Origin of the sequence: Lactobacillus amylolyticus (assembly GCF_003999355.1) — a bacterium.
GTDB lineage: Bacteria > Bacillota > Bacilli > Lactobacillales > Lactobacillaceae > Lactobacillus > Lactobacillus amylolyticus.
Genome location: NZ_CP031835.1, coordinates 413,650 through 436,847, shown reverse-complemented (window position 1 = coordinate 436,847; position 23,198 = coordinate 413,650). Strand labels below are relative to the sequence as shown.

Below are 23,198 nucleotides of genomic sequence, written 5' to 3'. Positions count from 1 at the left end.
GGATTAACCTTAATATATGGATTTTCCCAAGAATATTGTTGACTCCGTACAATACCCGCATATTTGGCAGTTAAGGCATCATTACTTGAATTTACTACTTTCTTAATACCTAAATTTTTAATAATTTAACTATCACTTAACTTAGTCTTTTTTGCATTGCTATTTTTCTTCTGTGCTAAAACTGTTTTCGATTGTTCATGCAACATCACAACAGGCATCGTCAGCATTAACGAGCCCATTGCGAGTGCAAGTAAAATTTTATTACTTTTCACCAAAATTTTTCCTTTAAAATAAACCTATCAAGTTTATTCTAATATTCGTATATTACAAAATATTAACAGAGAAATGACTTAAGAAATAATTAACGCTTATTCTTTCTCGCTTTCTTGCACAAACTCCACTAAATTAATATTTGGATATTTTTCTTTAATTTGCTTTACTAATGCCTTCTTCTTTTTAGCAGAAATGTTTTTCTTTAACTCAATCAAAGTAATTTGCTTATTCTTATTATCACTAACTGCTGTAACAGAAGAAATTGCAGGAGACAATTTTTCAATTTCTTGATTATGCTTTTCTTGTTCTTGCTGTCTTTCTTCATTCGTCTGTTCTTGCTCACATTGACGCTGATTAAGAATATTATTTACTTGTCTATCTAATTGGTTCTCCGCGTTAGGATTTACTTGCGCCACTTGAACAATATTAAGTGAGTATCCTTTTAAATTATATTCTGCCAAATTAGCTTTAGCAGCTTGAATTTTTTTAGCGTTAATCTTTTTACCAGAAACAGTCAAATTAATAGTTTTCTCTTGCGAATCAACATTTTCTTTAATTAGATCAACATCGCCCAATTCATGAGCAACTAGATTTTGCACATTTTGATCGACTAAAGTCTTGTTTACCATGTGACCAGCAGAAAGAACACTTGAAATAATCAAGATAATTACTACTAAGACTATTCCAGTTTCTTTTAAAGTTGTTTTGCGAAAGAAACTAAGTCCAGGCTGACCCGCAGAATGACTTAGCCACTTTATAATCTTTACACCCAAAAATGCTGTTAAGGTGATGAATACGCAGTTAATTAAAAATAGATAACCTGACCCCAAAAAGTACTTAAGATTGCCCGCTGCAATCGAATATCCCACTGTACAAAGTGGTGGCATCAAAGCTGTAGCAATTGCTACACCAGGAACAATATTGTTTACACCTTTTTTACGAGCAACGATAATTCCAGCACTGCCACCAAAGAAAGCAATCATTACATCCCAAATAGTAGGTGAAGTACGGGCAATAATTTTCTGGCTAGCATAAGTCAACGGAAAAAAATGAAAATAAATCGTCGATGCAATTAAACTAATAACGATTTCTGCTAACAGTGAGATAGCACCTTTACGCAAAATATTTGTGTTATAAAGCGCTAGTCCTGTACCAATTGCCAAAAGTGGGCCCATTAAAGGTGAAATGAGCATCGCCCCAATAATTGTTGCCGTTGAATTTACGTTTAACCCAATACTGGCAATAAAGATCGCACAAGTTAAAATAATTAAACTTTCTATATTTAAAGTACCATCTTCACTAATTTTGGTAAGAAATTGTGGGCTTAAATAGTTTTTTCTACTCATTTTTTCTTATTTAATCTCATAATTATTTTCTGACAAAATTTTTATAGCGGAATCAAAATTATTATCTTTAACTAAAATATAATCAGTATTAAAAGTTGATACAGCAAAAATAGAAATACCATTATTAGCTAATAATTGCGCAATTTTAGCTAAAATTCCAATTAATGAAAAATCTAATTGTCCTTCTATTTTGAATGCACGCCAACCATCTTCCCGATTAATCGTTTTGCTTGGAGCATTTTTAGTTTCGCAGACTAAAGATAATTCTTCATCAGTCTTGGCAAAAAAATAAAAATCATTTTTTAAATTTAAATTTTTAATATCACTTAATTGACAAACTGTTAATTGATACGGCAACTGCTTAATAGTTAATTTCATATATACTCTCCTTTATCATATTTTTCTATTAAAACACAAAAGGGAACGTATACCCAATGCATACGTTCCCTTTACTTATCTAAATCTTTAATTAGTTTTTACGTGAGTATGACTTGACGTCAGCATCAATTTCGTTAATGAATTCGTCAAGACTCTTTGAGATTTCTTCATCAGTACCATAACGACGAACGTTTACGCTATTTGACTTCATTTCTTCATCACCTAATACCAAAGTGTATGGTACCTTTTGGGTTTGTGATTCACGAATCTTGTAGCCAAGCTTTTCATTACGGTTGTCAACTTCTGCTCTGAAGCCGCGCTTAGCAAGTTCTTGACGAACCTTTTCAGCATATTCGCCGTGAGCGTCATTGTTAACTGGAATGATTTCAGCTTGAATTGGTGCAAGCCAAGTTGGGAAGGCACCCTTGTAAATTTCAGTCAAGTAAGCGATGAATCTTTCCATAGTACCTACGATACCACGGTGAATCATAACTGGACGGTGTTCTTCACCATCTTTACCAACATAAGTCAAACCGAAACGATCTGGAAGCATGAAGTCAAGTTGAATAGTTGACATGGTTTCATCATTACCTAAAGCAGTCTTAGTTTGAATATCAAGCTTTGGACCGTAGAAGGCAGCTTCACCTTCAGCTTCAACATAGTCAAGGCCAAGGTCATCCATAGCACCTTTAAGCATCTTTTGACTTCTTTCCCACATTTCATCGTTGGCAAAGTACTTTTGAGTGTTCTTTGGATCACGGTATGAAAGTCTGAAGTAGTAGTCAGTAATGTCAAAGTCTTTGTAAACATCCATGATCAACTTCAAAATCTTAGCAAATTCATCTTGAACTTGATCCAAGGCAACAAAGGTGTGACCATCGTTCAAAGTCATTTCACGTACACGTTGAAGACCTGACAAAGCACCGGACTTTTCATATCTGTGCATCATACCAAGTTCAGCAACACGAAGTGGCAAGTCACGGTATGAACGAATGTGGTGCTTAAAGATTTGAATATGTGAAGGACAGTTCATTGGACGAAGTTCAAGCATTTCGCCATCACCCATGTCCATTGGTGGGAACATATCGTCACGGTAGTGTGCCCAGTGACCTGAAGTCTTATAAGCATCAAGGTTCATCAAAACTGGAGTATATACGTGTTGGTAACCGTCAGCTACTTCACGGTCGATGATGTAACGTTCAACGACACGACGAATGGTAGCCCCCTTTGGCATCCAGTAAGGAAGACCTGCACCAACCTTTGGATCAACGAAGAAGAGGTCAAGGTCACGACCAATAGTTCTGTGGTCACGTTCCTTGATTTCTTGACGACGCTTAAGATCAGCCTTTAAGTCAGCTTCCTTGAAGAAGGCAGTACCAAATATTCTTTGAAGCATTGGGTTTGAAGATTTGCCCCCCCAGTAAGCACCAGCTACTGACAAAAGCTTGAAGTGCTTGATCTTGCCAGTGTTTGGAAGAAGTGCGTCAAAGCCAAAGTCAACAAAGTCGCCAAGCTTGTATGCATCAACAACATCATCGTCAATCTTAGCAAGAAGTGCACTCTTGTATGGATCGTCTTTATATTCATCTTCAAGATCTGACTTGCTTACGCGAACGTGTTCAATCTTTTCACCGTTCTTAATAGCCTTTTCCATAGCTTTTTCAAGTTCTGGCAATTCACCAATCTTAATTTGGTCATCCTTGTCAGTATCAACATAGAAGCCACCTTCATCGGTAACATGTTCACCTAAGTGAAGCTTTGGATATTTAGCCTTAGCAACTGCTTCAAAAAGAAATGCGGCAGTAGCACGCAAAACATCTAGGCCTTCTTCATCCTTATCAGTGATGATTGCAACTTCAGCATCACTATCAAGTTCGTAGTCAAGTGGTTCAATTTGACCATTAACCTTACCTGCTACAGCAGCTTTTCCAAGTGAAGTAGCAATCTTATGTGCTAAATCAGCGATTGACAAGTTTTCATCAAAATCTTTCTTTGAGCCATCTGGCAAAGTAATTGAAAAACTCATTATTTTCCTCCAGAAAAATAAAAAAGCCCCAGTGCCATACAGCACTGGGACGTTAATTAGCGTGGTTCCACCCAAAATTCAGACTAGCGTACGTCTAGCCTCTCGTATGAACTGATAAAGGAGCTCACCCATTTTATTGTATTTTGGGAGCGAAAGAGTCGGGACGACTTTCTAATGAAGAACTTCCAGAACTAGGTTCTTCTCTCTGAGACGAAAGTCGTCATATCTCTTTCATTAACTGATATTATACGCGCTCCCATTTTCTAATCAAGTCCTAATTTTAAATTTTTCTGCGATTTGGACCAGAAACAATAACTTCTCTAGCCAAAAAGCGAATCCGCTGCATAATTCTCGCAGCTTTAACCTTATCTAAACTATTTTTTGTTTCGGCAAAATGCTCTTCTAAAGCCTCCATATCAAGATTAGAAGAGAAGAAAGTAGGCAAAACATTGTCCATTCTTGCCTGCAAAATTACGCCTAAAACATCATCTCTAGACCATGGACTTAATGTTTCTGCTCCAATATCATCTAAAATCAAAAGATCGCATTCCGCAACGCGTTTAATCTCAGCTTGCAAACTATTATCTTCAAAGTGACTTGATAAGCCTGCAATAAAAGTCGGTACATGCAAAAAGATTACGTTTTTGCCGCTTTGGGCAACTTGATTTGCTAGTCCAGCCAAAATATAGGTCTTTCCTCGGCCAAAATCGCCAGAGAGATACAGGCCTTGCTGATGAGGATTCTTGCTATATTTTTTCAAGAACTCACCAATCTGAGTTAGAGCTTCTTTTCGTCCCTTGTCAATCTCAATCTCACTCAGACGGACATCATGCAACCGTTCAGGCAAGTCGATTAGCTGCAAATGCGCTTTGGTGTTTTTTTCCATATCTGCTTCAATTTTTTCAGCAGTTGGCCGGTAGCGAACGTCGATCACCTTGCCATTTAAGAAGAGTTCGGGCTCATAACCCGCCATCACCTTATTGGGATCCTGCAGCTGTGAATAAAATTCGAATAAATTCGGCATGGAAGTTTTGACCATGTTTTTATCAATTTTATTCTTATTTTTAATTAAAAAATCTCGTACTGCAGGATTATGCAGAATCTCTGTTTGCAACTCACCTTGATCGCCCAAATTGCGTTTTTTCACGATTTTATTGATCACATCACCAATCGGTTGCATTATTACTCACCTACTTTGATCCATTCTGATCTTCTAAGTTCTTGAAGAAATTCTTTAAATCTTCTGAATTGACATTGGAATCTGTCTTGGCTTTTTTCTTGCTCCAATCAGTTCCCTTTTCAACGTGCTTAGGTTGATTATAGCCATAGCGTTGCGGCTTTTTGCTCCGCTTTTCCTGTCTTTTCTCCAGATATTGCAACGCCTGCGGTGCCGATGCAATACCATGCTGCAGCCAATCATTGGCAATCCGATATGCCAAATTGGGCGATACCATTGAATCGTAAGTTAAGCAGGCATAGACCAAAACGTTGATCAAATCGCTTGGCAGGCCATATTGGCTGCGCAAAACATTCAGAGTCCGTTTTTCGCCTGGACTTGCAAAACCGCCCTTATCAGCTTTAATTTGATACAAAAATTCAGCCGGTGACATCTGAGTTGCGTCTTGCAGCAGTTTTTGCTTATCAGTTGATACTTTGACTGGTCTTGCCTGATTGCTATCCTGTGTTAATTCATGATTAACCTGTTTACGGGTATGGGAGCTGCGGTAATTTTCGGCGATCAAATTCTCTATTTTCCGCAAGTCCAATTCCTGTTGACCGTGCAAACTAGGCAGACTTTCATCAATAAATTCTTGTTCGTCTAAGCCATAGGTCTGCATTACGCCCAAGATCTGCGCCTTCTTATGATCAATTTCAGAACTTGGAATGCTGTAACGGGCAAATTGATCTTTCATAAAGCCCCAGTCAACATGATCGTTTTGATTAACTTCTGCGGTTTTTACCTTTGGTGCCGTATTTTCTTGAGCTGCTTGGATTACTTCTGTTGACGGATTAATTGCTTCATCCCCCGGCAGATGAAAGACTTCAATAAATGAAGCCGAAATATCGCGAGCATTTTTGACTTTTTTTTGTCGACTTCTGGTTTTCTTGGCAAAATAATGACTTAAACTGTGAAAAGCCGTGTTGCCAACCTTTTCTTTCAGCAGACTAGCCAATAGCTGCGTAGAAAAAAATTCTTGTGAGCTAGGAACTTTTAACAATTTAAAGGCCAAAACCTGATTAACAACATTATCAACTAAGTAAGTCTGAACTAATCCGACAGCTTCCAACTTGTGCAAAGAGCGGAAAAGCAACTTTAAATTGCAGTCCAGCTGCTCTTGTAGAGAATAGATTCCCTGAGCATCTGACAAAATGGAATATGGATTAAAATTTTGAATTAAGGTTTGATATAAAGCAATTGCTGTCGAACCAACCAAGGGCTGATAAAGTTTAATCAGAATTTGCTCATCATCTGGAAAAAGATCAATTTGATTCAGCACATAAAAGGGCTGCTTGGGATCAGCTGTCTCAAACATTAATTATTATCCTTCTCTCGTTTGGCCATCATGTCTTCCATTGTTTTCATGAAACTAGACATATCTTTAAATTCACGGTAAATAGAGGCAAAACGAATGTATGCAACATCGTCAATATTAGCCAAATCATCCATCACGAACTGTCCAATCTTCTTGGATGAAATTTCGCTTACGCCTTGCTTTCTGATTTTATTTTCAACATCGTCCGTCAAGTGTTCGAATTGTTCACTGGAAATCGGACGTTTTTGTCCTGCAGCCATTACACCATGCAAAATCTTTTCCCGGTTAAATGGCTCACGGGTACCATCATTCTTGATAACTAATAATGGTGCGGTTTCAACTCTCTCAAAAGTAGTAAAACGAAAACCGCAATTTTCACACTCGCGCCGACGTCTAATTGCACGATTTTCATCACTTGGGCGCGAGTCAATCACACGTGAAGAATTATGATGACAATTTGGACATTCCATAATTATCCCTCTGCTTCAACTTTCAATAAGATTTCTTTTAATTTCTCTTCTAATTCATCTATTGTACCAGTATTATCCACTACAAAGTCCGCCTTGGCAATCTTTTTTGCTAATGGCATTTGACTGTCAATTCTGGCTTGCGCTTGACTTTCAGTTAAATTATTGCGTTCCATCAATCGCTTTAGCTGTAAACTTTCAGGCAAACTAATCACTAATACGAAGTCACACAACCTTTGGCCCCCTGTTTCATATAGTAAAGGCGCATCAAAAACGACAATCTTTTCTGCCTGTTCGCGATACTTGTTTAGCTTATTTACTACTTCTTGATAAATCAGGGGATGTGTTATTTCATCCAACCGCTGCATTTTTTGCGGATTATGAAAAACAATTTCTCCGAGCCTTTTGCGATTAATCTTTTTGTCTGAATCCAGAATTGCAGACGAGAACTCTGTCACAACTTCGTTATATCCCTGTTTGCCTGGATCATAAATATGATGTGCAATTTTATCGGAATCAACGATTGGAATATGATGTTTTTTAAAGAAATTATCCGCGGTGCTTTTACCTGTCGCAATTCCACCGGTTAAACCTAAAACTAAAGTCATTGATAGTTCACCTGACAATGTGGACAAAATGTGGTTCCACGGCCATTAACTTTGATTTTTTCAAATTTATTGCCGCAGTTTGGGCAAGCCTCGCCGACATGACCATAAACCTGCAGCATTTTTTGAAATCCGCCTGCATTACCGTTAGCATCCAGATAAGTATGGACTGTAGTCCCGCGCATTTTAATAGCAATGGAAATTTCATGATTGATTTTCGTGTGCAGTTCTTTTACTTTATCTTCTGGAATTTTTGAAGCAATGCTTAGCGGGTGAATTTTGCTCTGCCATAAAACTTCATCAACATAAATATTGCCTAAACCAGCAACGATTGATTGATCAAGCAAAGTATTTTTTATATTTTTATGCTTGCGCTTTAACTTGGCAATAAAATAGGCTTCCGTAAATTCTTTAGAATTAGGCTCATACCCTAATTTGCCAATTCCTGTCGTTTGCCGTTCTGTCCCCGTTAAAATCAGCTGCATGCGGCCAAATTTGCGGACGTCGTTGTAGCGAAGCGCCGTGCCATCTGTAAATTCAAATTGCACGTGGTCATGCTTATCGTTAGGCGCATCAGGCGTAGTTAAATGATATTTTCCTTCCATACGCAGATGCGATACAATCGTCAAATTATCACTCAATCTGATCAAAAGATATTTGGCATAACGATCAATATCTAAAATCTTTTTGCCTGGCAGCTCATCAATAAACTGTTGGTGATCGGTAGCGACTATTTTGGGATACCAAAGGGTCACTTTTTTGATCGTTTTTCCTTTAACTAAAGGAATCAAAGTTCGTCTAACTGTTTCAACTTCCGGCATTTCTGGCAATTAAATCACCTACTTTGCATCGTACCAGTTATGACCCCAACCAGAGTCAGCAATTAGTGGCACATCAAGTCTGACGGCAGATTGCATAACTTCTGGCACGATTTTCTTCACTGTCTCTAATTCATCTTTAGGAACATCAAAAATCAATTCATCGTGAACCTGTAACACCATCTTGGTCTTCAAGTGCATTTCTTCAAGCTTCTTTTGCATATTAATCATCGCAATCTTGATGATATCTGCAGCTGAACCTTGAATTGGTGAATTAATTGCTGTTCTTTCCGCAAAACTTCTGACATTGAAGTTCTTAGCATGGATATCAGGCAAATAGCGACGGCGGTGCATGATGGTTTCAGCATAGCCTTTTTCACGTGCTTCTTGAACTGCTTTATCCATGTAGTCACGAATCTGTGGATACTGTTCAAAGTAATTATCAATAAATTCCTTAGCTCGTTTTCTTGAAATACCTAAATTCTTTGAAAGGCCGTAATCGGAAATTCCATAAACAATTCCGAAATTAACTGCCTTGGCATGACGACGCATCAGTGGCGTTACCTGATCAGGTGAATCCAAGTGGAAGATCTTCATCGCGGTGTGTGAGTGGATGTCATACCCGGTCTTGAAGGCTTCTTGCATGTTTTGATCACCAGAAACATGGGCCAAGACACGAAGCTCAACTTGTGAATAGTCGCAAGAGAAGATGTAGCCGTCTGGTTCACTTGGCACGAAGGCCTTTCTGATTTGCTTTCCTTCTTCGGTGCGGGTAGGGATGTTTTGCAAGTTAGGATCCACACTAGAAAGTCGACCAGTTGCAGTCAAAGTCTGCAAGTAACGTGTGTGCACGCGGCCATCTGGTTGAATGACGTCAAGCAGACCCTTTACATAGGTAGATTGAATCTTGGCAATTTGACGATAGTCCAAAATTTCGCTAACGATTGGGCTTTGCGTCTTCAATTGATCAAGTACTTCAACTGCAGTTGAATAACCAGTCTTGGTCTTCTTGATGACTGGCAAACCAAGCTTTTCAAACAAAATGTGACCTAATTGCTTTGGTGAGTTCAAGTTGAACTTTTCACCGGCTTGGCCATAAATCTTGTCTTCGAGTTCTTTCAATTTAACGGCAAATTCATTTTGCAGTTGAATTAAAGTACTTGCTTCGACCTTCATCCCGTTCATTTCCATTCTGGCTAAAACGCGCGCGGTTGGGATTTCGATCGTATCAAACAAGGCATCTTGTTCGTGGTCTTTAAGCTTTTCAAGCAAAGTCTTCTTGAGTGATTCAATGGCGTTGACCTTAGAAGCTAAGTGGTTGAATAATTCATCATCGTCATCAGGGATGTGTTCACTCTTACCTTTGCCGTAGACTTCAAGGTCAGTCTTAACGGAATAATCCCCATAAAGATGGGCAATTTCACCAAGATCATTAGAGTTGTTTTCATTATTAACTAGATATGAGGCTAAAAGCATATCATAATCAAGGCCGTGCGTATGAATGCCTAAACGATGGGCCCCAACCATGGATCTCTTTAAGTCAAAGACGTTCTTCTTGATCTTTTCATCTTCTAAGATGTGCTTGATATTGTCTTCTTCAAGCAAGTCCACGTCTCTTGAAACATAAATCTTGTCGTTGATCTTCAAGCTAAAGCCGACAAAATCTGCTAAGTGGTAATTAGCGCCGAGCATTTCTAGATAAAATTCAACAGTGTCTTTTTCAGTGGCTTTAACATCTTTAACGTTGTCATCGTTTAAAACAGTGTATTCTACTTTTTCAACTTCGGCACCATCTTGACCGGCACCTGAAGCATTTAGGTCAGCTAAGAACTTACGGAAGTTCATCTTTTCATAGAATTGACGCAGCTTTTCATAATCAACTGGCTGACGTTTTATATCATCAATATCCAGAGTTACCGGTGAATCACGGTCAATAGTTGCTAACTTTTTAGCTAAAAATGCTTTGTCCTTATCGTTGATCAAGTTTTCTTTCAGCTTGGACTTCTTCATTTCGTCGATATGATCGTAAATCCCTTCAACGGAACCGTATTTTTGAATCAAACGTGATGCAGTCTTAGGACCAACTTTAGTTACACCAGGGTAATTATCGGAATTATCCCCCATCAAAGCCTTCATATCAATGAATTCAGTTGGAGTGACGCCGTTAACTTCCTTCATATGTTCAGGTGTGTAGGCTTCAAGTTGAGAAACACCGAATTTTGTCACTTCAACAGTAGTGGAATGCGAAGCAAGTTGAGTTAAGTCGCGGTCACCAGTTACAACGGTTGTTGTGAAACCATTCTTTTCACCCTTCGCAGCAAAAGTACCAATGATGTCATCTGCTTCATAATTCTTCAATTCATAAGTTTTAATCCCCAAGTCATGCAGCATTTCTTGAATGTAAGGCATTTGTTCGAGCAACTCTTCTGGAGTTTTCGCACGTCCACCTTTGTATTCACCATACATTTTTGTTCTAAAAGTGACTTTTCCTGCATCAAAAGCTACCAAAATATGAGTTGGCTCAACGTCCTTCAAAAGGACATCAAGCATATTCTTAAAAGCATAAATGGCATTAGTGTGCAGGCCGTCTGGACTCTTGAAAGATTCTAGTTGACGATAAAGAGCGTAAAAGGCTCTGAAAGCTACAGAGTTACCATCGATTAGAAGTAATTTTTTATCTGCCATTTTATTCCCCTTTTATAAAAATTGTTCCCTATACTTACTTATCTATTTTACCAGTTTAATTGGTAGGATTTTAGTAGGATGTTTGATTGTAGTTTCCTTCCCGTAAATTAAATATAAATCTTTATGTTTTATATTTAATTGACTTTAATCACACAATTATTTTCCTCTTAAGTTAGATAAAATCAGCATATTTAGTAAAGTTGGTGTAAAATTCGGCTTTATTTACATTTCCCTTAGATTAAATAAAGACCTACCAACTATTAAAACTTTTAGATTAAACTTTCAAAAATTCACATTTCTCTTAAATTAAATAAAAACTGATTGGGGGCCTGGCGATGGCAACTCAGTAGTTTCCTTTACATTTCTCTTAAGTTAAATAAAAACGCTAACAAGTTGGTAACTTCAAATAAGCTATTTACTTCTTTACATTTCTCTTAAGTTAAATAAAAACCGCTTGGCTGGGAGCAACTATGTATTCCAGTTTGTCTTTACATTTCTCTTAAGTTAAATAAAAACGACAATAAGGCTTTTGAGTGGCAGGGGACGAAGTTTCTTTACATTTCTCTTAGGTTAAATAAAAACCGGATCGTTGTTGTCTTGAACAACGTTCCAATCCCACTTTACATTTCTCTTAAGTTAAATAAAAACCGCAGTCGCCAAGGCTAAAGCGCTAGGCATTCCTGTCTTTACATTTCTCTTAAGTTAAATAAAAACGCAATTCTTTATTTTCATTGACCACAGACTGATAGTCTTTACATTTCTCTTAAGTTAAATAAAAACTCATCCTCTACATCATCAAGCCACTCGGCATTTGTCTTTACATTTCTCTTAAGTTAAATAAAAACTTGTTGCCTCCCTCAGCTGGTGTAGTGTTTTGCGTCTTTACATTTCTCTTAAGTTAAATAAAAACCTGCATGGTGTTAAACACTTGGTTCATTAGATCCTGCTTTACATTTCTCTTAAGTTAAATAAAAACTTATTCAAATGGCTACGTGAACATCATTACTTATGCTTTACATTTCTCTTAAGTTAAATAAAAACAAATCATTTCACCATCAGTCTTGTTGGTCACAATGAACTTTACATTTCTCTTAAGTTAAATAAAAACGCGTATCGCAAGCGCATTGTTAAGCTAGTTTATTCACTTTACATTTCTCTTAAGTTAAATAAAAACCTAAGCCATTTTTGTTATGAACAACATCAAAAGCTTTTCTTTACATTTCTCTTAAGTTAAATAAAAACCATTATTATTAGCATGATCGTAGTCGCATTGGCAACCTTTACATTTCTCTTAAGTTAAATAAAAACAAGAATTGGAATAGCATGTGGAGTTCTATCAATTCCTTTACATTTCTCTTAAGTTAAATAAAAACGGATGTGCAACGTCCATTACAACAGTTACGTCGCTCTTTACATTTCTCTTAAGTTAAATAAAAACTTTTGCTTTCGTACGCTCTGCTGAAATCACAACGACCTTTACATTTCTCTTAAGTTAAATAAAAACTGCATCTCTCAGCGCATTGTTGAGTTCGATCTGTTCACTTTACATTTCTCTTAAGTTAAATAAAAACAGTTGCAACTACCAGTCCTACTGTATCAATAGATTCAACGGCCTATCTGTCGACCTAACCAAAAACGCATCCAAAAATCACTAAAATCATTAGACAAATCGCACAAATATCATTGTACCGGCATTTTGCAAATCTGTCGATCTCCCAGAATTTTCTTCGTATCTTACATCGACAGATTCTTCTTTAGAATATATCCGACGTTAAATCAGTTAAATCCTGACCCATAAATTCTTTATCAAGCCAATCTTTATTTCTATTTTTGAATATAATCACTGAATCAACGTTCTGTCGAATCCATCTATCCAACTCATTCTTCAAGCTTTCAAGCTGGGACTTGGTTAGTTCACCTTCGAATACTGAATTTTGAACATGAGTTAAATACTTTTTACATATTTTGAAAACATGTCTACTTACTTTAGCACCTTGTTTATCCATTACGATATCGTAAACCAGAATCACATACATATCTATTACCATCCCATAACATAAGGCTCATAGGTTTCTCCTTCAACCAACGATCTTACTAATTTATAGCATTCTAATCGGATTAAATGTCTATAGGAAACATCCCTATGCAAGGTTTTATATCTAACTTTTTGTTTCATATATTTGTCGTATTCACTAACGATTACCCGTTTGGATTTTTCAGATAAGTAACAATAATTTGATTCCTTATTAAAGTCTCCCTCACTAATCATATTTTTATTTATCAGTGAGAAAATTAATCTATCAACTATCATTGGCTTAAAAATTTCAGATATATCAAGACATAATGAAAATCTTCTATCCATTGGACTATGTAGATAACTAATAGCCGGATTAAGCTGGGTTACATAAATCTCTGACAAACACGTTGTATACATTAATCCATTCAAAAATGAAATAAGTGTATTTACCATATTATCAGGCGGTCTTCTTACCCTTTTTGAAAAATCTACATCGGGAATAAAAACACTTTGCCATGATGCATAGTATCTCCTATGAATAGTACCTTCGATCCCCATTAGTTCTTCAACATCATGCACTTGATCTATTTGTCGAATTAATGATGTAATTTCTTTTATGCTATCATCTAAATTTCTCCCTCTTCTTTGATAATATTTTAGGTTTCTTAATAGATTTTTAGCAGCTCCTAAGACAAATTTTTTAGCATAATATAATCTTCTTTTAGGATCTGTATAAGCCTGTACCTGTTGAATTAAAAGTGTACCAGAAACATTCTGTTCTTTTGGATAAAATGATCCAGTATAAAAACCATAGTAATTAAAAAAATGAACCGGTATTTTCATTTGAGCAAGATAATTTAAGCACTTAGTATTAGTAGAAACCTCGCCAAACAAATAAATATCTCTAGTAACTTCAATCTTTAAATCTTTATACTTACCATCTGACCTTGTTAATCTAACCGTATTATCTTTACGTTCTAATTCTCCTGAAGAAAATAAATAATAATCTTCCATCGTAATCACCTAAGAAAAACAATACTCATAAAATGCACATGATTTACAAATTGGCTTAAATTGAGGCTTAGGTGGTGTTACTTGTTCACAAATTTGTTCAATTTCTGAGATATACTTCTCCATCTGCTTCTCATCTTCATCCGTATAATCAACCTTTACACATTTCTTAAGACGAGGATAATCTAGTAATCCTTTAGAGATATTTACTCCTTTCTTCCTTAAATAATAAATATAGTATTTCAACTGCCAAATAGCTGCTGGTTCGATTGCATCGCTTCTTTTAACTTCATGAATCAGTTGCCAATTTTCAACCATGTCAATATTGATCAAATTATCAATCATTAAATGATGTGTACCATGCCCTTGATAACTAGTTCTATCTAATAGGCTCCCTAATTGAACACGTTCACTAGTTTGTTCAAATCTTATTTGATGTTGAAAAAGCCAAAGCTTTCTTTTACAAACAAAGAAATAGTTAACCATATTACCAGTAACTCGCATTTTATATTCTCCAAACTAGAAGATATTATCATCATCGTCAATCTCAGCATTTTTATTCTTACTATCGTTATAAGATAGGCCAGTCATAGAATCATAATTGAAATCTGCTGGTAAGATGTTATATCCGACTTCATTTAATGCTTTATCTTTTATCCATCTATCTTGTTTTGAGACCTTACTAATTATATATAGGGGTATACCAACTAAATAATTATTAATTACCTCTCTTGCTTTAATCTTTTCTTTTACAAGGATCTGATGCTGCTTTTTGTACTCCGTTTGATCAAGAAAATCTTCTCTTCTTATATAATTATTTAGTGCTTTAGCAGCTGCCTCGAGTTTATCTTCATTTTCTAGAAATACTTGTTCAGGAATAATATCTATTGTGTTGATATTTCTAAAAGTGTTTACAACTTCTTCTTTTGTCTTGAGGTTATCTAAAAAAGTCAAATCATTTAAATAATCAATACAATCGTTGACCTTATCAATAAGCTGACAATTTTCATCTAATAGCTTGTCAGTAGTGTAATTCTCATCAATTAGCTTTAATTTATCTGATTCAGTTAAATATCCGTCAACTTGAGCTAAAGCTCTCTTAGATATTTCAAACAGATGATAATCTACAACAGAATGATATCTTTTATCGTCATATTCCTGCTTGCTTTTATGAATTCCACTTGTTAGCTTATCTCCACCATCGAAAACATAAACATTTGGTTCCTTACCTTCATAGTTACGCTTTCTATAGCATCTTCCCATTCTCTGAAAAAGGCCACACAATTCAGAAAGTTCTGTAATTAACATGTCAAAGTCTATATCTAATGATGCTTCAACGACTTGTGTACCTATCCAAATTCCAGAACTATGATTTTCTTTTTGTCCAAATTCAAGTATCTCTTTTTCTCTTTCATTTCGATCTTTTCGAATAAATCTACTATGAATTAAATGAACATCTAAGACCCCTTTTTGCTTTAGTTCAGAATATAGTTCCGTAGCAGATTTAACGGTATTACATACTACAAGTGTCTTTTGATGACGATCTAAATTAATTATGTCATCCGAATTAATTTGTTTGTGCAAAACTTTAACCTTATGCCGATGATTCACTTTAGGATCTAAGAATGGGTGTGGTGCTTGCTTAAATTCCAAACCATTGCTTTCCAACAAATCTATCAAAAATGGAGGTAATGTTGCTGTCATGATCTCGAATTTGCCGCCAAATTTTTGGATTTCACCTAACCCGTAAATCAAATATCCTAAAAGATCTGGAGAATACATTTGAATCTCATCAATTACCACCTTTGCATAAGCAAGAGTAGCAAGTTTAGGTTCATAATTTTTATAGTGATAAACAAAATTAAAAATTTGATCCAAGGTAGCAACAGATAGTTGCTTAGACCAACTCCGTTCTTCATTTACGAATTCTTCAAAATTATCTTCATCATCAAATTTTTCTGATAATGCCTTAGCCATCATATCCGAATGAAGAAGTGCCAAATTTTCATGACTTTTATTTTGAAAAACAATTCTAGAAATTCGATCATAGATAGAATTGATCGCACTTTTCAGAGGCAATACAAAGAATGACTTAGAATTATCAAGCCATCTGAGCGCTGACTCAGTTTTACCTAGTCCGGTCTGACCGACTACAACGATACTTTCATTTCTATGATCATATGTATATTTTTGCAGTTCATTCCAATCAGCGACTGGATTTTTCTTATGCCATTCTTGAAGTATATTTTGACTCAAACATACACGTGATTTCGACTCTATTTCATAATGTCCAGAAGCAGCATAATCAATACGATTAAGCAAACCTTTTAGTATTACAAATTCATCATAAATTTTAGGCTCATAATTAGGGGACAATCTATGACTTAAATTACCAGTTAAATACTTACTATCTACTTTTGCTGGCTTTTGAGGGGAAATTGGAAAACTTAATTTTGAATAATCAAAACTAGCAAACTCTTTCTTTAAAGCTTCTATTTCATCCTCATAATGCTTCTCGTCTATTTCAGAGAAATTACGTTCATGGTGCCACTTTATTGCAAAAATTAATGCTATGATTTGATCTTTAGTATAATGCTTCTGTAATTCATCAATTGGAAGCATCGTAATACTTAACAATGCATGCGGAATTTCACCTTTACAAAAGCTCTGCCCTGCTTTTACCTTTTTCTGAAAGCGTAGGTTCATTTTTCCTAAGTCGTGATAGCTACAAGCAATTTCTAAAAGCCGCCAATCGTCTTTACTACGAATATCTACCTGTTTTGTCATATCGTTAAATCGATCTTGACTAAGCCAAAAATTTTGAAATATATCTGGATAAGCTTGCTTTAATAAACTATATTGCTTTAACAAATTATTAGTATGTTCAACGATCGTCTCACAATGATTTCCTTCAGATTGATCTAAAGATTTAGCTAAATATTCATTCATCCTTTCACACTTTCTATCTTTATGGTTAATATCGTATATTCTCGTAAGTTAAATAAAGGATATGTACAACCCCCTATTAGAGAGCGATTTACATTCCTCTTAAGTTAGATAAAAACCCGATTAACAGGTTCGACTCCTGCATGGCTCGTTGCATTTACATTTCTCTTAAGTTAGATAAAAACTGTTCCACTTGCCAAGTCTTATACATCAATGCTTTGTAATATGATTTCTATCGACCTCCCAAAACATATCATCATTTTGAGTCTAAATTAATTGGAATCTCTAGAAAAACTATTACATAAGGCTTTATCACATCTGTCGATCTACTGGTAAAAACTGCTTATTGGACATCGACAGATTTTAAACTAAGAACACTACATTATTATCTTCATCAACGTAACTCTTATAAACCGTAAACCCAGAAGCATATATAACTTCAACTTTATTCCATCGACGTTGTGTCTGACCTTTTTTTATCGTTACCAGTTTATAGTCCTTATTTAAGTAATAATGCGTTCCTTTATATCCAATACCTTCATTTTCAAGACCGATATTTTCAGACATTTCAACTGGTATATACGCACCATGATTTACAGTTAAGTCTTCATCCTTTTTTTCTACATCAACGATTTTTACTTCTTCAAAATTTACCAAATCTTCTCGTCGACCTAGATTTGGAAACTCACGTGGATATTTTAGAGCATTGTATATATCTTCCAGTTCATTCTCATCATCAGGTTTAATATGCAATATTAGATTGACATCATACAATAATTGAACATGTCCGATTCCTCTACTAATCCCATATCCTTCAGCATTTAACTGATGCCTACCAGGATCAAATTTCAAACCATTTTTGAATTCATATCGTGTAAAGAAATCACTAGTAGTAGATATATATGAGCCTTGAACACTGACTTTCATTGGATGATACTCATGGAAATCACACAAGTAGTGAACCATACCAATTACCGTTGAAATGGGAGGTAATGGATAACTCTCACGAAACCCATGACTAGCTGGGACGCGATAATTAGCAGTTTCTTGATGCAATTTAACTCTAATTACCTTCATAATAATCAGCAACCTTTTTCTTTAAATCAGTCATAAACTTAGCTACTGTTACTGCATCCAATTTATCTTTAATTTCTTGGCTGTTGTTAAATGCACCATCTACAAAGCCGACACTAGTGTTTTCTTTAACTCTTGGATCATCTAAAATACTTTGAATTGATTCAATATCAATATTAGAATTTCTTACTTTGACGGCATTCTCAAAAATTGGATTCTTGATATCATATACTCCGCCTATAGAAAACAATGGCTTTAAATCTTCCCTGCGGCCTCTAATATCACGATACAAGTATTGAATTGCATCTAGTAATTTAGCAACACGGCGATTCTTTTCATTTGCATTTAAATTGGTGCCGTCATTGTCATCAACACCAATTTGATCCAAATCAACTGTTAGTGTGTACACATAGTATGATTGTTGAATTTCGGATTGGGCAATACTGTTACGAATCTTATTGTCGCCTGTAGCTTTACGAATTCTTTGAGCTAATGACATATTAGTTAAGAAATCAGTATCGCCTTCATATGGCTCTTGACTGATAGCATTTGAAAGACGTACCTTGGCAGATCTAATAGATGAGTTATTGTCCTTTTTGGTTTTCATATAACCAAAGAAATCAATTTCAGGGAAGTCCTTAATAGAAGCGTCTTTAGCAAATTGAATTACCTTCTTGTCGCCACTACCTTCGGCTTCCAAATTTGCTTCTTTCTCACCGAGTTGTTGCACAATATCATAACGAATAGCTTGACGTGAAATGTAAGAATATTGTTGACCATCTCCACGAGTAATTTTCTTAAGGGATGCTACATTACCCAAACTTTCACCATAGTTAGCACTTGAAGCTTGAAAAACAATAGTTGCTGTTAAGCCCATTTTATCTTGTGTCATCTTTATATCCTCCATTAACTACTTATCTTGTTCAGCATTACTACTACCAATTAAACCTGCAATAAATGCAAAAGCATATTCTTTAAATACTTCAGTATTAGATTGAGTTTCAATAAAAATCTTAGGTACTGTCTTATCTAAATACAGATATGCATTAAGTAAGAGTTCCATAAATCTATCAGTACTATTAGCACGAATTGCTTCAAGCATCTTGTAAGCTAAGGTTTTAGCTTTGTTTTCATTGTCATACCCCATTCTTACGTGCATGCCGCAACCACGGGCTTTTGTTAATTTATCCTCTTCCACTTTCATAGCATTTTCACTCCTTCTATATTTATGTAATTCATTTAGGAACCAACCATTCATTCGAATCACTGTCATGATTTGAAAAGTATTGTAATAGCAGCCTGCTGTATTTCCAACTTTTAACAATTCCAATTCTTGGATAATGCTAAACAAGTTAGTATTGTTAAATAAACAGTTCAATACATTGTCCAAAATACTGTAATACCCTGCACCTCTAAAGTTACTAATTCCGGCATTATATAAATTAGCCAAATAGCTCTTTACTTCACCAGTTTGTTTTACTGTATATTTCTTTTCAACAGCTTTTATTAGTACTTTAGATGCAACGATCGGAATAATTTGAAAATTATAATGATCATTATTGTATGTAATTAATTGAATATTAGCTAAAGCAGCATTTTGACCGCTAGCTTCAGCATCCCTAAAAGCGGCTGAAAAAGCTCTATATGGACTAGTTTGAGTATTACTTCTAATATCTCTCATCATGCTGTTAAAAGTAGCATCATTCTTACCTTGCAAATTTCTAATCGATGAATTTTCGTTAATGAAGATTCCTTGACTAGCCATATAGGTAAATCCTGCTGGTACTAACGAATACAAGAATTGACATACTGGACAAATATACAGGTCATTTTTGAAGTTCCAAGCATTACTTGTTTTTCTGTTTAAGTCATAACCCATATCATTCAAAAAACCGTATGAATATTCCAACCTCTTTATTGGACGACCACAGGTTGAACATATATATTTGTCTTTAGAATGATCTTCTTGCAAATATTTCTGAACTGGTGCTACAAAATAGTTTTGATAGTCATCATAGAAATCAAGATTTTTAGCTTGAGGATTAAGAAAAGACACACCATTCCAAGCTTTATTAATTACTGTATAGCTCAGTGTTTTAGCCGGAAAATATTTTCTAGCCTGATCTGTACTAAAGTATTCAATTGCTTTTAACAATTGATTTATTAATTCCTGTAATATTTCCTTAGCTTCTTCAGGGCTTTTAGTTAAGAAATTCTTTTTATTTAGCGTTCGAATTTTTTTATTACAGTCTTTAACTTCTGCTTTAATATCATAATCACTATTAATAAATTTAATGACCTTTTTGTAACTAGCTGAATTAACTGAGTACTTTAAAACGTTATCAAACCAATCAGTTAGTTCTTTTAATTTTTTATTGTCAAAGTCTTTAAAGCCATTCTCTTTAAGAGACTTCAGGAAGTTTTCTTCACTGACAATTCTCCAGTATCTGGTTGCTTGACCATAATTTTTGATGAAGAAATTAAAATACAAGTCAGAAAAATTATCGAATACTTTAGGATCTACTTCTAAAGTATTTTCTTTTTCTTTATAACTTCTTCGATACCTTGGATTAGCTTTTAAGATTCTAGTTAAACCAACTATACCAGCATTTTCTAGCCAACTATTTATTCTAAAATCAATAGTCACAGTGCTTGTTTCACCCATATTATCACCGCCTATCTCTAAGCTAAACTAATCATCCCAGAAAAAGTCCCTGTCTTTTCGCCTAGGCCAGACTCTTGAATAAAATTTAATAATGTAGAATTACCTTCTAGTTCAAAAATTCCTTTAGTACATTCAATATTCAAGCCAAATGATTTACGCACTGTTTTTCGCATCTTTATTGGCTTAAATTTCAGTCCCTTGACTGTTGAAGCTAGCGACTCATTATACCTTAGTTTGTTGAAGGTATTTCTGCGTAGAGCATCGTTAAACTCAGCAAGTCCTTCTTCAGTCGAATCATTAGGACACGAGATAAATCTTCCTTCATCATTTCGAATCACGATTGGAGACATTGTTTTAAGAATAACTCTGTCTTTGGTGATTTTAGGTAGTTCTACAGTGTAAAGTTTCTTTACATCAGCCAGATAACTGTGTCCAAAGGGTAGTTTTTCCGCATCTAAATGATCTAAATAAACAAACGAATTATAGAAATTAATTGCTAAATTTGTATTAGCAGTTGAAAAATATAATTTCATTTCTCCATTCTTATCTAAAACAATGTTGTCTTTAGTAAAAGTAGCATTCGGGAAAAATACACTAGTTGAGTAATTCTTTTGTGTAGGCTTTCCAAAAAGCTCTTTAAACAAAGCCGGATTTTCAGTTGAAAGTCCAGTTTTAATTAAAGACAAAATATAGGCATCGTAATCGATATTTATTTTGATTTCCTTTTCTTCCGAATTTTTGGGAAGAAGATGAATCGGTATGCCAAATCTCATTTTTAGCTCCTTTCATTTGTAATTATTTTTTTATTACACATTTAGTCTATCGTCCTTTTCTATAATTACAAGGTTAGATTTTTAAAAGAACAAAAAATATGATCTCCATAAGCTTAAAAACTTAAGGAGGTCAACATTCAACACAACTATTCTCATAAGTTAAATAAAATAAAAATGCTATAGTTACACTTTACATTTCCATTGGGATAAATAATAAGTCATAGCTATTATACCATTTAAAAATTTGAATGCTTTTTTCAAGATTCAACTCCAAACTAAAAAAGCTCCAACCGGGACTTTCTTCACACATCTAATCTCTCAAAGCACGATTACCAATATCGTGGCGATAGAAGCAATCTGGCAAATCAAGCTTGCTCAAATATGAATAGACATTATCTTGCGCCTGGACTAAATTGTCGGCTTCCGAAATCACCATAAACAGGCGACCGCCATCACCTGTCAGATTATCCAAATCACCTTTCACGTTGGCATAATCGATATAAGTATTAGTGCCGTGAGGCAACTTGCCGATCTTCACATTAGGTGCCGGATGCGTTGGATAGCCTTTGCTGCAGACAACTACGCCTAACACTGAACGATCAGTTTCTTCAATTTCAGGCAGCTTTTCATGATTTACCGCTGCGTCGATCACTTGCGCAAAGTCGTTTTTAACACGAGGCAAGACAACTTGCGTTTCAGGATCGCCCAAGCGCACGTTATATTCAATAACCTTCGGACCATCCTCAGTTAACATTAAGCCGATGTACAAAACACCGCAATAATGATAATTGCCTTGAACTAAACCATTCATCGTGGGTTTCACGATCTCGTCAATTATTTTTTGCCGATCTTCTTTTTTCAGCTGTGGCAAAGGAGAATATGATCCCATGCCACCAGTGTTTGGACCCTTGTCGCCATCGCCAACTCGCTTATGATCTTGCGCCATTGGCAAAATGGTGAACTGATCTTCAGAAACAACCACAAACATTGAATATTCGGGACCAACTAGACATTCTTCAAGGACCACAGCAGTTTGACCACCAGCAAACATTTCCTTAATCGTTTCTTGAGCAGCAGCCTCATTTTGAGTAATAGTTACGCCTTTACCACCAGCCAAACCATCTTCCTTGATCACCACCGGATATGCAAAATCCTTTAACCCGGCAATACAGGTTTCAGCGCTGGTGAAAGTTTCATGGCGAGCAGTTGGAACATCATATTTGTTCATAAAGCGCAGAGCGTAATCCTTTGAGCCTTCTAGTTGGGCTGCTCTTTGGTTAGGACCAAAAATCTTTTGTCCTGCCTTTTCAAATTTATCGGTAATGCCAGCACAAAGGACATTTTCTGGTCCAACAAAAGTCCAATCAACATGCTTACTTTTGGCAAAATCCAGCAGACCATCAAGATCAGTTTCTTCAATTGGCACGGTTTTAACACCGATCGTCTGCATCCCCACATTACCCGGCGCGCAATACACAGTCTTCACATGCCGACTCTCTTTTAACTTCTTCGCTACTGCAAACTCGCGTCCACCTGAACCAACAACTAGTAAAACTAAATCATCTTTCATCGTTTTCACC

The 23,198-nt window shown here is 35.6% G+C and carries 19 protein-coding genes and 1 CRISPR repeat array; all 19 genes read right to left on the bottom strand.

Translation table 11 applies throughout. The features are described 5' to 3' along the window. Window positions 1-125: 125 nt before the first annotated feature. The 19 genes from D0Z64_RS08480 to purD all read right to left on the bottom strand — a co-directional run bounded on the left by D0Z64_RS08480 (window position 126) and on the right by purD (window position 23,188). Window positions 126-272 carry a hypothetical protein gene (locus D0Z64_RS08480; RefSeq protein ID WP_236943527.1) on the bottom strand — a complete coding sequence of 49 codons (147 nt, stop codon included), beginning with the start codon at window positions 270-272 and terminating at the stop codon, window positions 126-128. Between the two features lie 96 nt (window positions 273-368). Then, window positions 369-1,619: a DUF389 domain-containing protein gene (locus tag D0Z64_RS02255; protein ID WP_080881240.1), complete on the bottom strand. Its 1,251-nt coding sequence runs from the start codon at window positions 1,617-1,619 to the stop codon at window positions 369-371. 6 nt (window positions 1,620-1,625) lie between these two features. Beyond that, on the bottom strand, window positions 1,626-1,997 hold the full coding sequence (locus tag D0Z64_RS02250) for an ACT domain-containing protein (RefSeq protein WP_080881239.1): 372 nt from the start codon (window positions 1,995-1,997) through the stop codon (window positions 1,626-1,628). 91 nt (window positions 1,998-2,088) lie between these two features. Then, window positions 2,089-4,023, bottom strand: coding sequence for a threonine--tRNA ligase (gene thrS / locus D0Z64_RS02245; protein ID WP_080881238.1), 1,935 nt, complete (start codon window positions 4,021-4,023; stop codon window positions 2,089-2,091). A 280-nt stretch (window positions 4,024-4,303) separates the two neighbouring features. Continuing rightward, on the bottom strand, window positions 4,304-5,203 hold the full coding sequence (dnaI, locus tag D0Z64_RS02240; RefSeq protein WP_006351602.1) for a primosomal protein DnaI: 900 nt from the start codon (window positions 5,201-5,203) through the stop codon (window positions 4,304-4,306). A gap of 10 nt (window positions 5,204-5,213) precedes the next feature. Then, window positions 5,214-6,557, bottom strand: coding sequence for a DnaD domain protein (locus D0Z64_RS02235; protein ID WP_006351603.1), 1,344 nt, complete (start codon window positions 6,555-6,557; stop codon window positions 5,214-5,216). Continuing rightward, window positions 6,557-7,027 (bottom strand): transcriptional regulator NrdR, encoded by a 471-nt coding sequence (gene nrdR / locus D0Z64_RS02230; protein ID WP_080881237.1) that lies wholly within the window; start codon window positions 7,025-7,027, stop codon window positions 6,557-6,559. The genes D0Z64_RS02235 and nrdR overlap by 1 nt, the downstream gene beginning before the upstream one ends. A gap of 2 nt (window positions 7,028-7,029) precedes the next feature. Beyond that, the gene (gene coaE, locus D0Z64_RS02225) at window positions 7,030-7,632 is read right to left on the bottom strand and encodes a dephospho-CoA kinase (protein WP_006351605.1); all 603 of its coding nucleotides are present in this window, start codon (window positions 7,630-7,632) and stop codon (window positions 7,030-7,032) included. After that, a complete protein-coding gene (mutM, locus tag D0Z64_RS02220; RefSeq protein WP_080881236.1) occupies window positions 7,629-8,459 on the bottom strand; it encodes a DNA-formamidopyrimidine glycosylase in 831 nt (276 codons plus the stop codon). Before mutM ends, coaE begins: the two co-directional genes overlap by 4 nt. Window positions 8,460-8,468: 9 nt before the next feature. Next, on the bottom strand, window positions 8,469-11,132 hold the full coding sequence (polA, locus tag D0Z64_RS02215) for a DNA polymerase I (protein ID WP_080881235.1): 2,664 nt from the start codon (window positions 11,130-11,132) through the stop codon (window positions 8,469-8,471). A gap of 220 nt (window positions 11,133-11,352) precedes the next feature. Then, window positions 11,353-12,703: a CRISPR direct-repeat array (repeat unit 30 nt; unit sequence CTTTACATTTCTCTTAAGTTAAATAAAAAC). A gap of 183 nt (window positions 12,704-12,886) precedes the next feature. Continuing rightward, window positions 12,887-13,168 (bottom strand): CRISPR-associated endonuclease Cas2, encoded by a 282-nt coding sequence (gene cas2, locus D0Z64_RS02210; RefSeq protein WP_023192833.1) that lies wholly within the window; start codon window positions 13,166-13,168, stop codon window positions 12,887-12,889. A 5-nt stretch (window positions 13,169-13,173) separates the two neighbouring features. Next, a complete protein-coding gene (gene cas1b / locus D0Z64_RS02205; protein ID WP_080881234.1) occupies window positions 13,174-14,163 on the bottom strand; it encodes a type I-B CRISPR-associated endonuclease Cas1b in 990 nt (329 codons plus the stop codon). Window positions 14,164-14,172: 9 nt separating this feature from the next. After that, on the bottom strand, window positions 14,173-14,664 hold the full coding sequence (cas4, locus tag D0Z64_RS02200) for a CRISPR-associated protein Cas4 (protein WP_080881233.1): 492 nt from the start codon (window positions 14,662-14,664) through the stop codon (window positions 14,173-14,175). Window positions 14,665-14,679: 15 nt separating this feature from the next. Continuing rightward, entirely contained in the window at window positions 14,680-17,109 is a 2,430-nt protein-coding gene (gene cas3 / locus D0Z64_RS02195) for a CRISPR-associated helicase Cas3' (RefSeq protein ID WP_127345561.1), read from the bottom strand. Between the two features lie 360 nt (window positions 17,110-17,469). Continuing rightward, window positions 17,470-18,183 (bottom strand): type I-B CRISPR-associated protein Cas5b, encoded by a 714-nt coding sequence (gene cas5b / locus D0Z64_RS02190; protein ID WP_080881231.1) that lies wholly within the window; start codon window positions 18,181-18,183, stop codon window positions 17,470-17,472. After that, window positions 18,170-19,072, bottom strand: a complete 903-nt coding sequence (gene cas7i / locus D0Z64_RS02185; protein ID WP_080881230.1) for a type I-B CRISPR-associated protein Cas7/Cst2/DevR — start codon at window positions 19,070-19,072, stop codon at window positions 18,170-18,172. Before cas7i ends, cas5b begins: the two co-directional genes overlap by 14 nt. Window positions 19,073-19,090: 18 nt before the next feature. Beyond that, a complete protein-coding gene (gene cas8a1 / locus D0Z64_RS02180; protein WP_080881229.1) occupies window positions 19,091-20,845 on the bottom strand; it encodes a type I-B CRISPR-associated protein Cas8b1/Cst1 in 1,755 nt (584 codons plus the stop codon). A 17-nt stretch (window positions 20,846-20,862) separates the two neighbouring features. Next, window positions 20,863-21,618, bottom strand: a complete 756-nt coding sequence (gene cas6 / locus D0Z64_RS02175; RefSeq protein ID WP_080881228.1) for a CRISPR-associated endoribonuclease Cas6 — start codon at window positions 21,616-21,618, stop codon at window positions 20,863-20,865. A 310-nt stretch (window positions 21,619-21,928) separates the two neighbouring features. Next, the gene (gene purD / locus D0Z64_RS02170) at window positions 21,929-23,188 is read right to left on the bottom strand and encodes a phosphoribosylamine--glycine ligase (protein WP_127345560.1); all 1,260 of its coding nucleotides are present in this window, start codon (window positions 23,186-23,188) and stop codon (window positions 21,929-21,931) included. Between the last annotated feature and the right edge of the window lie 10 nt (window positions 23,189-23,198).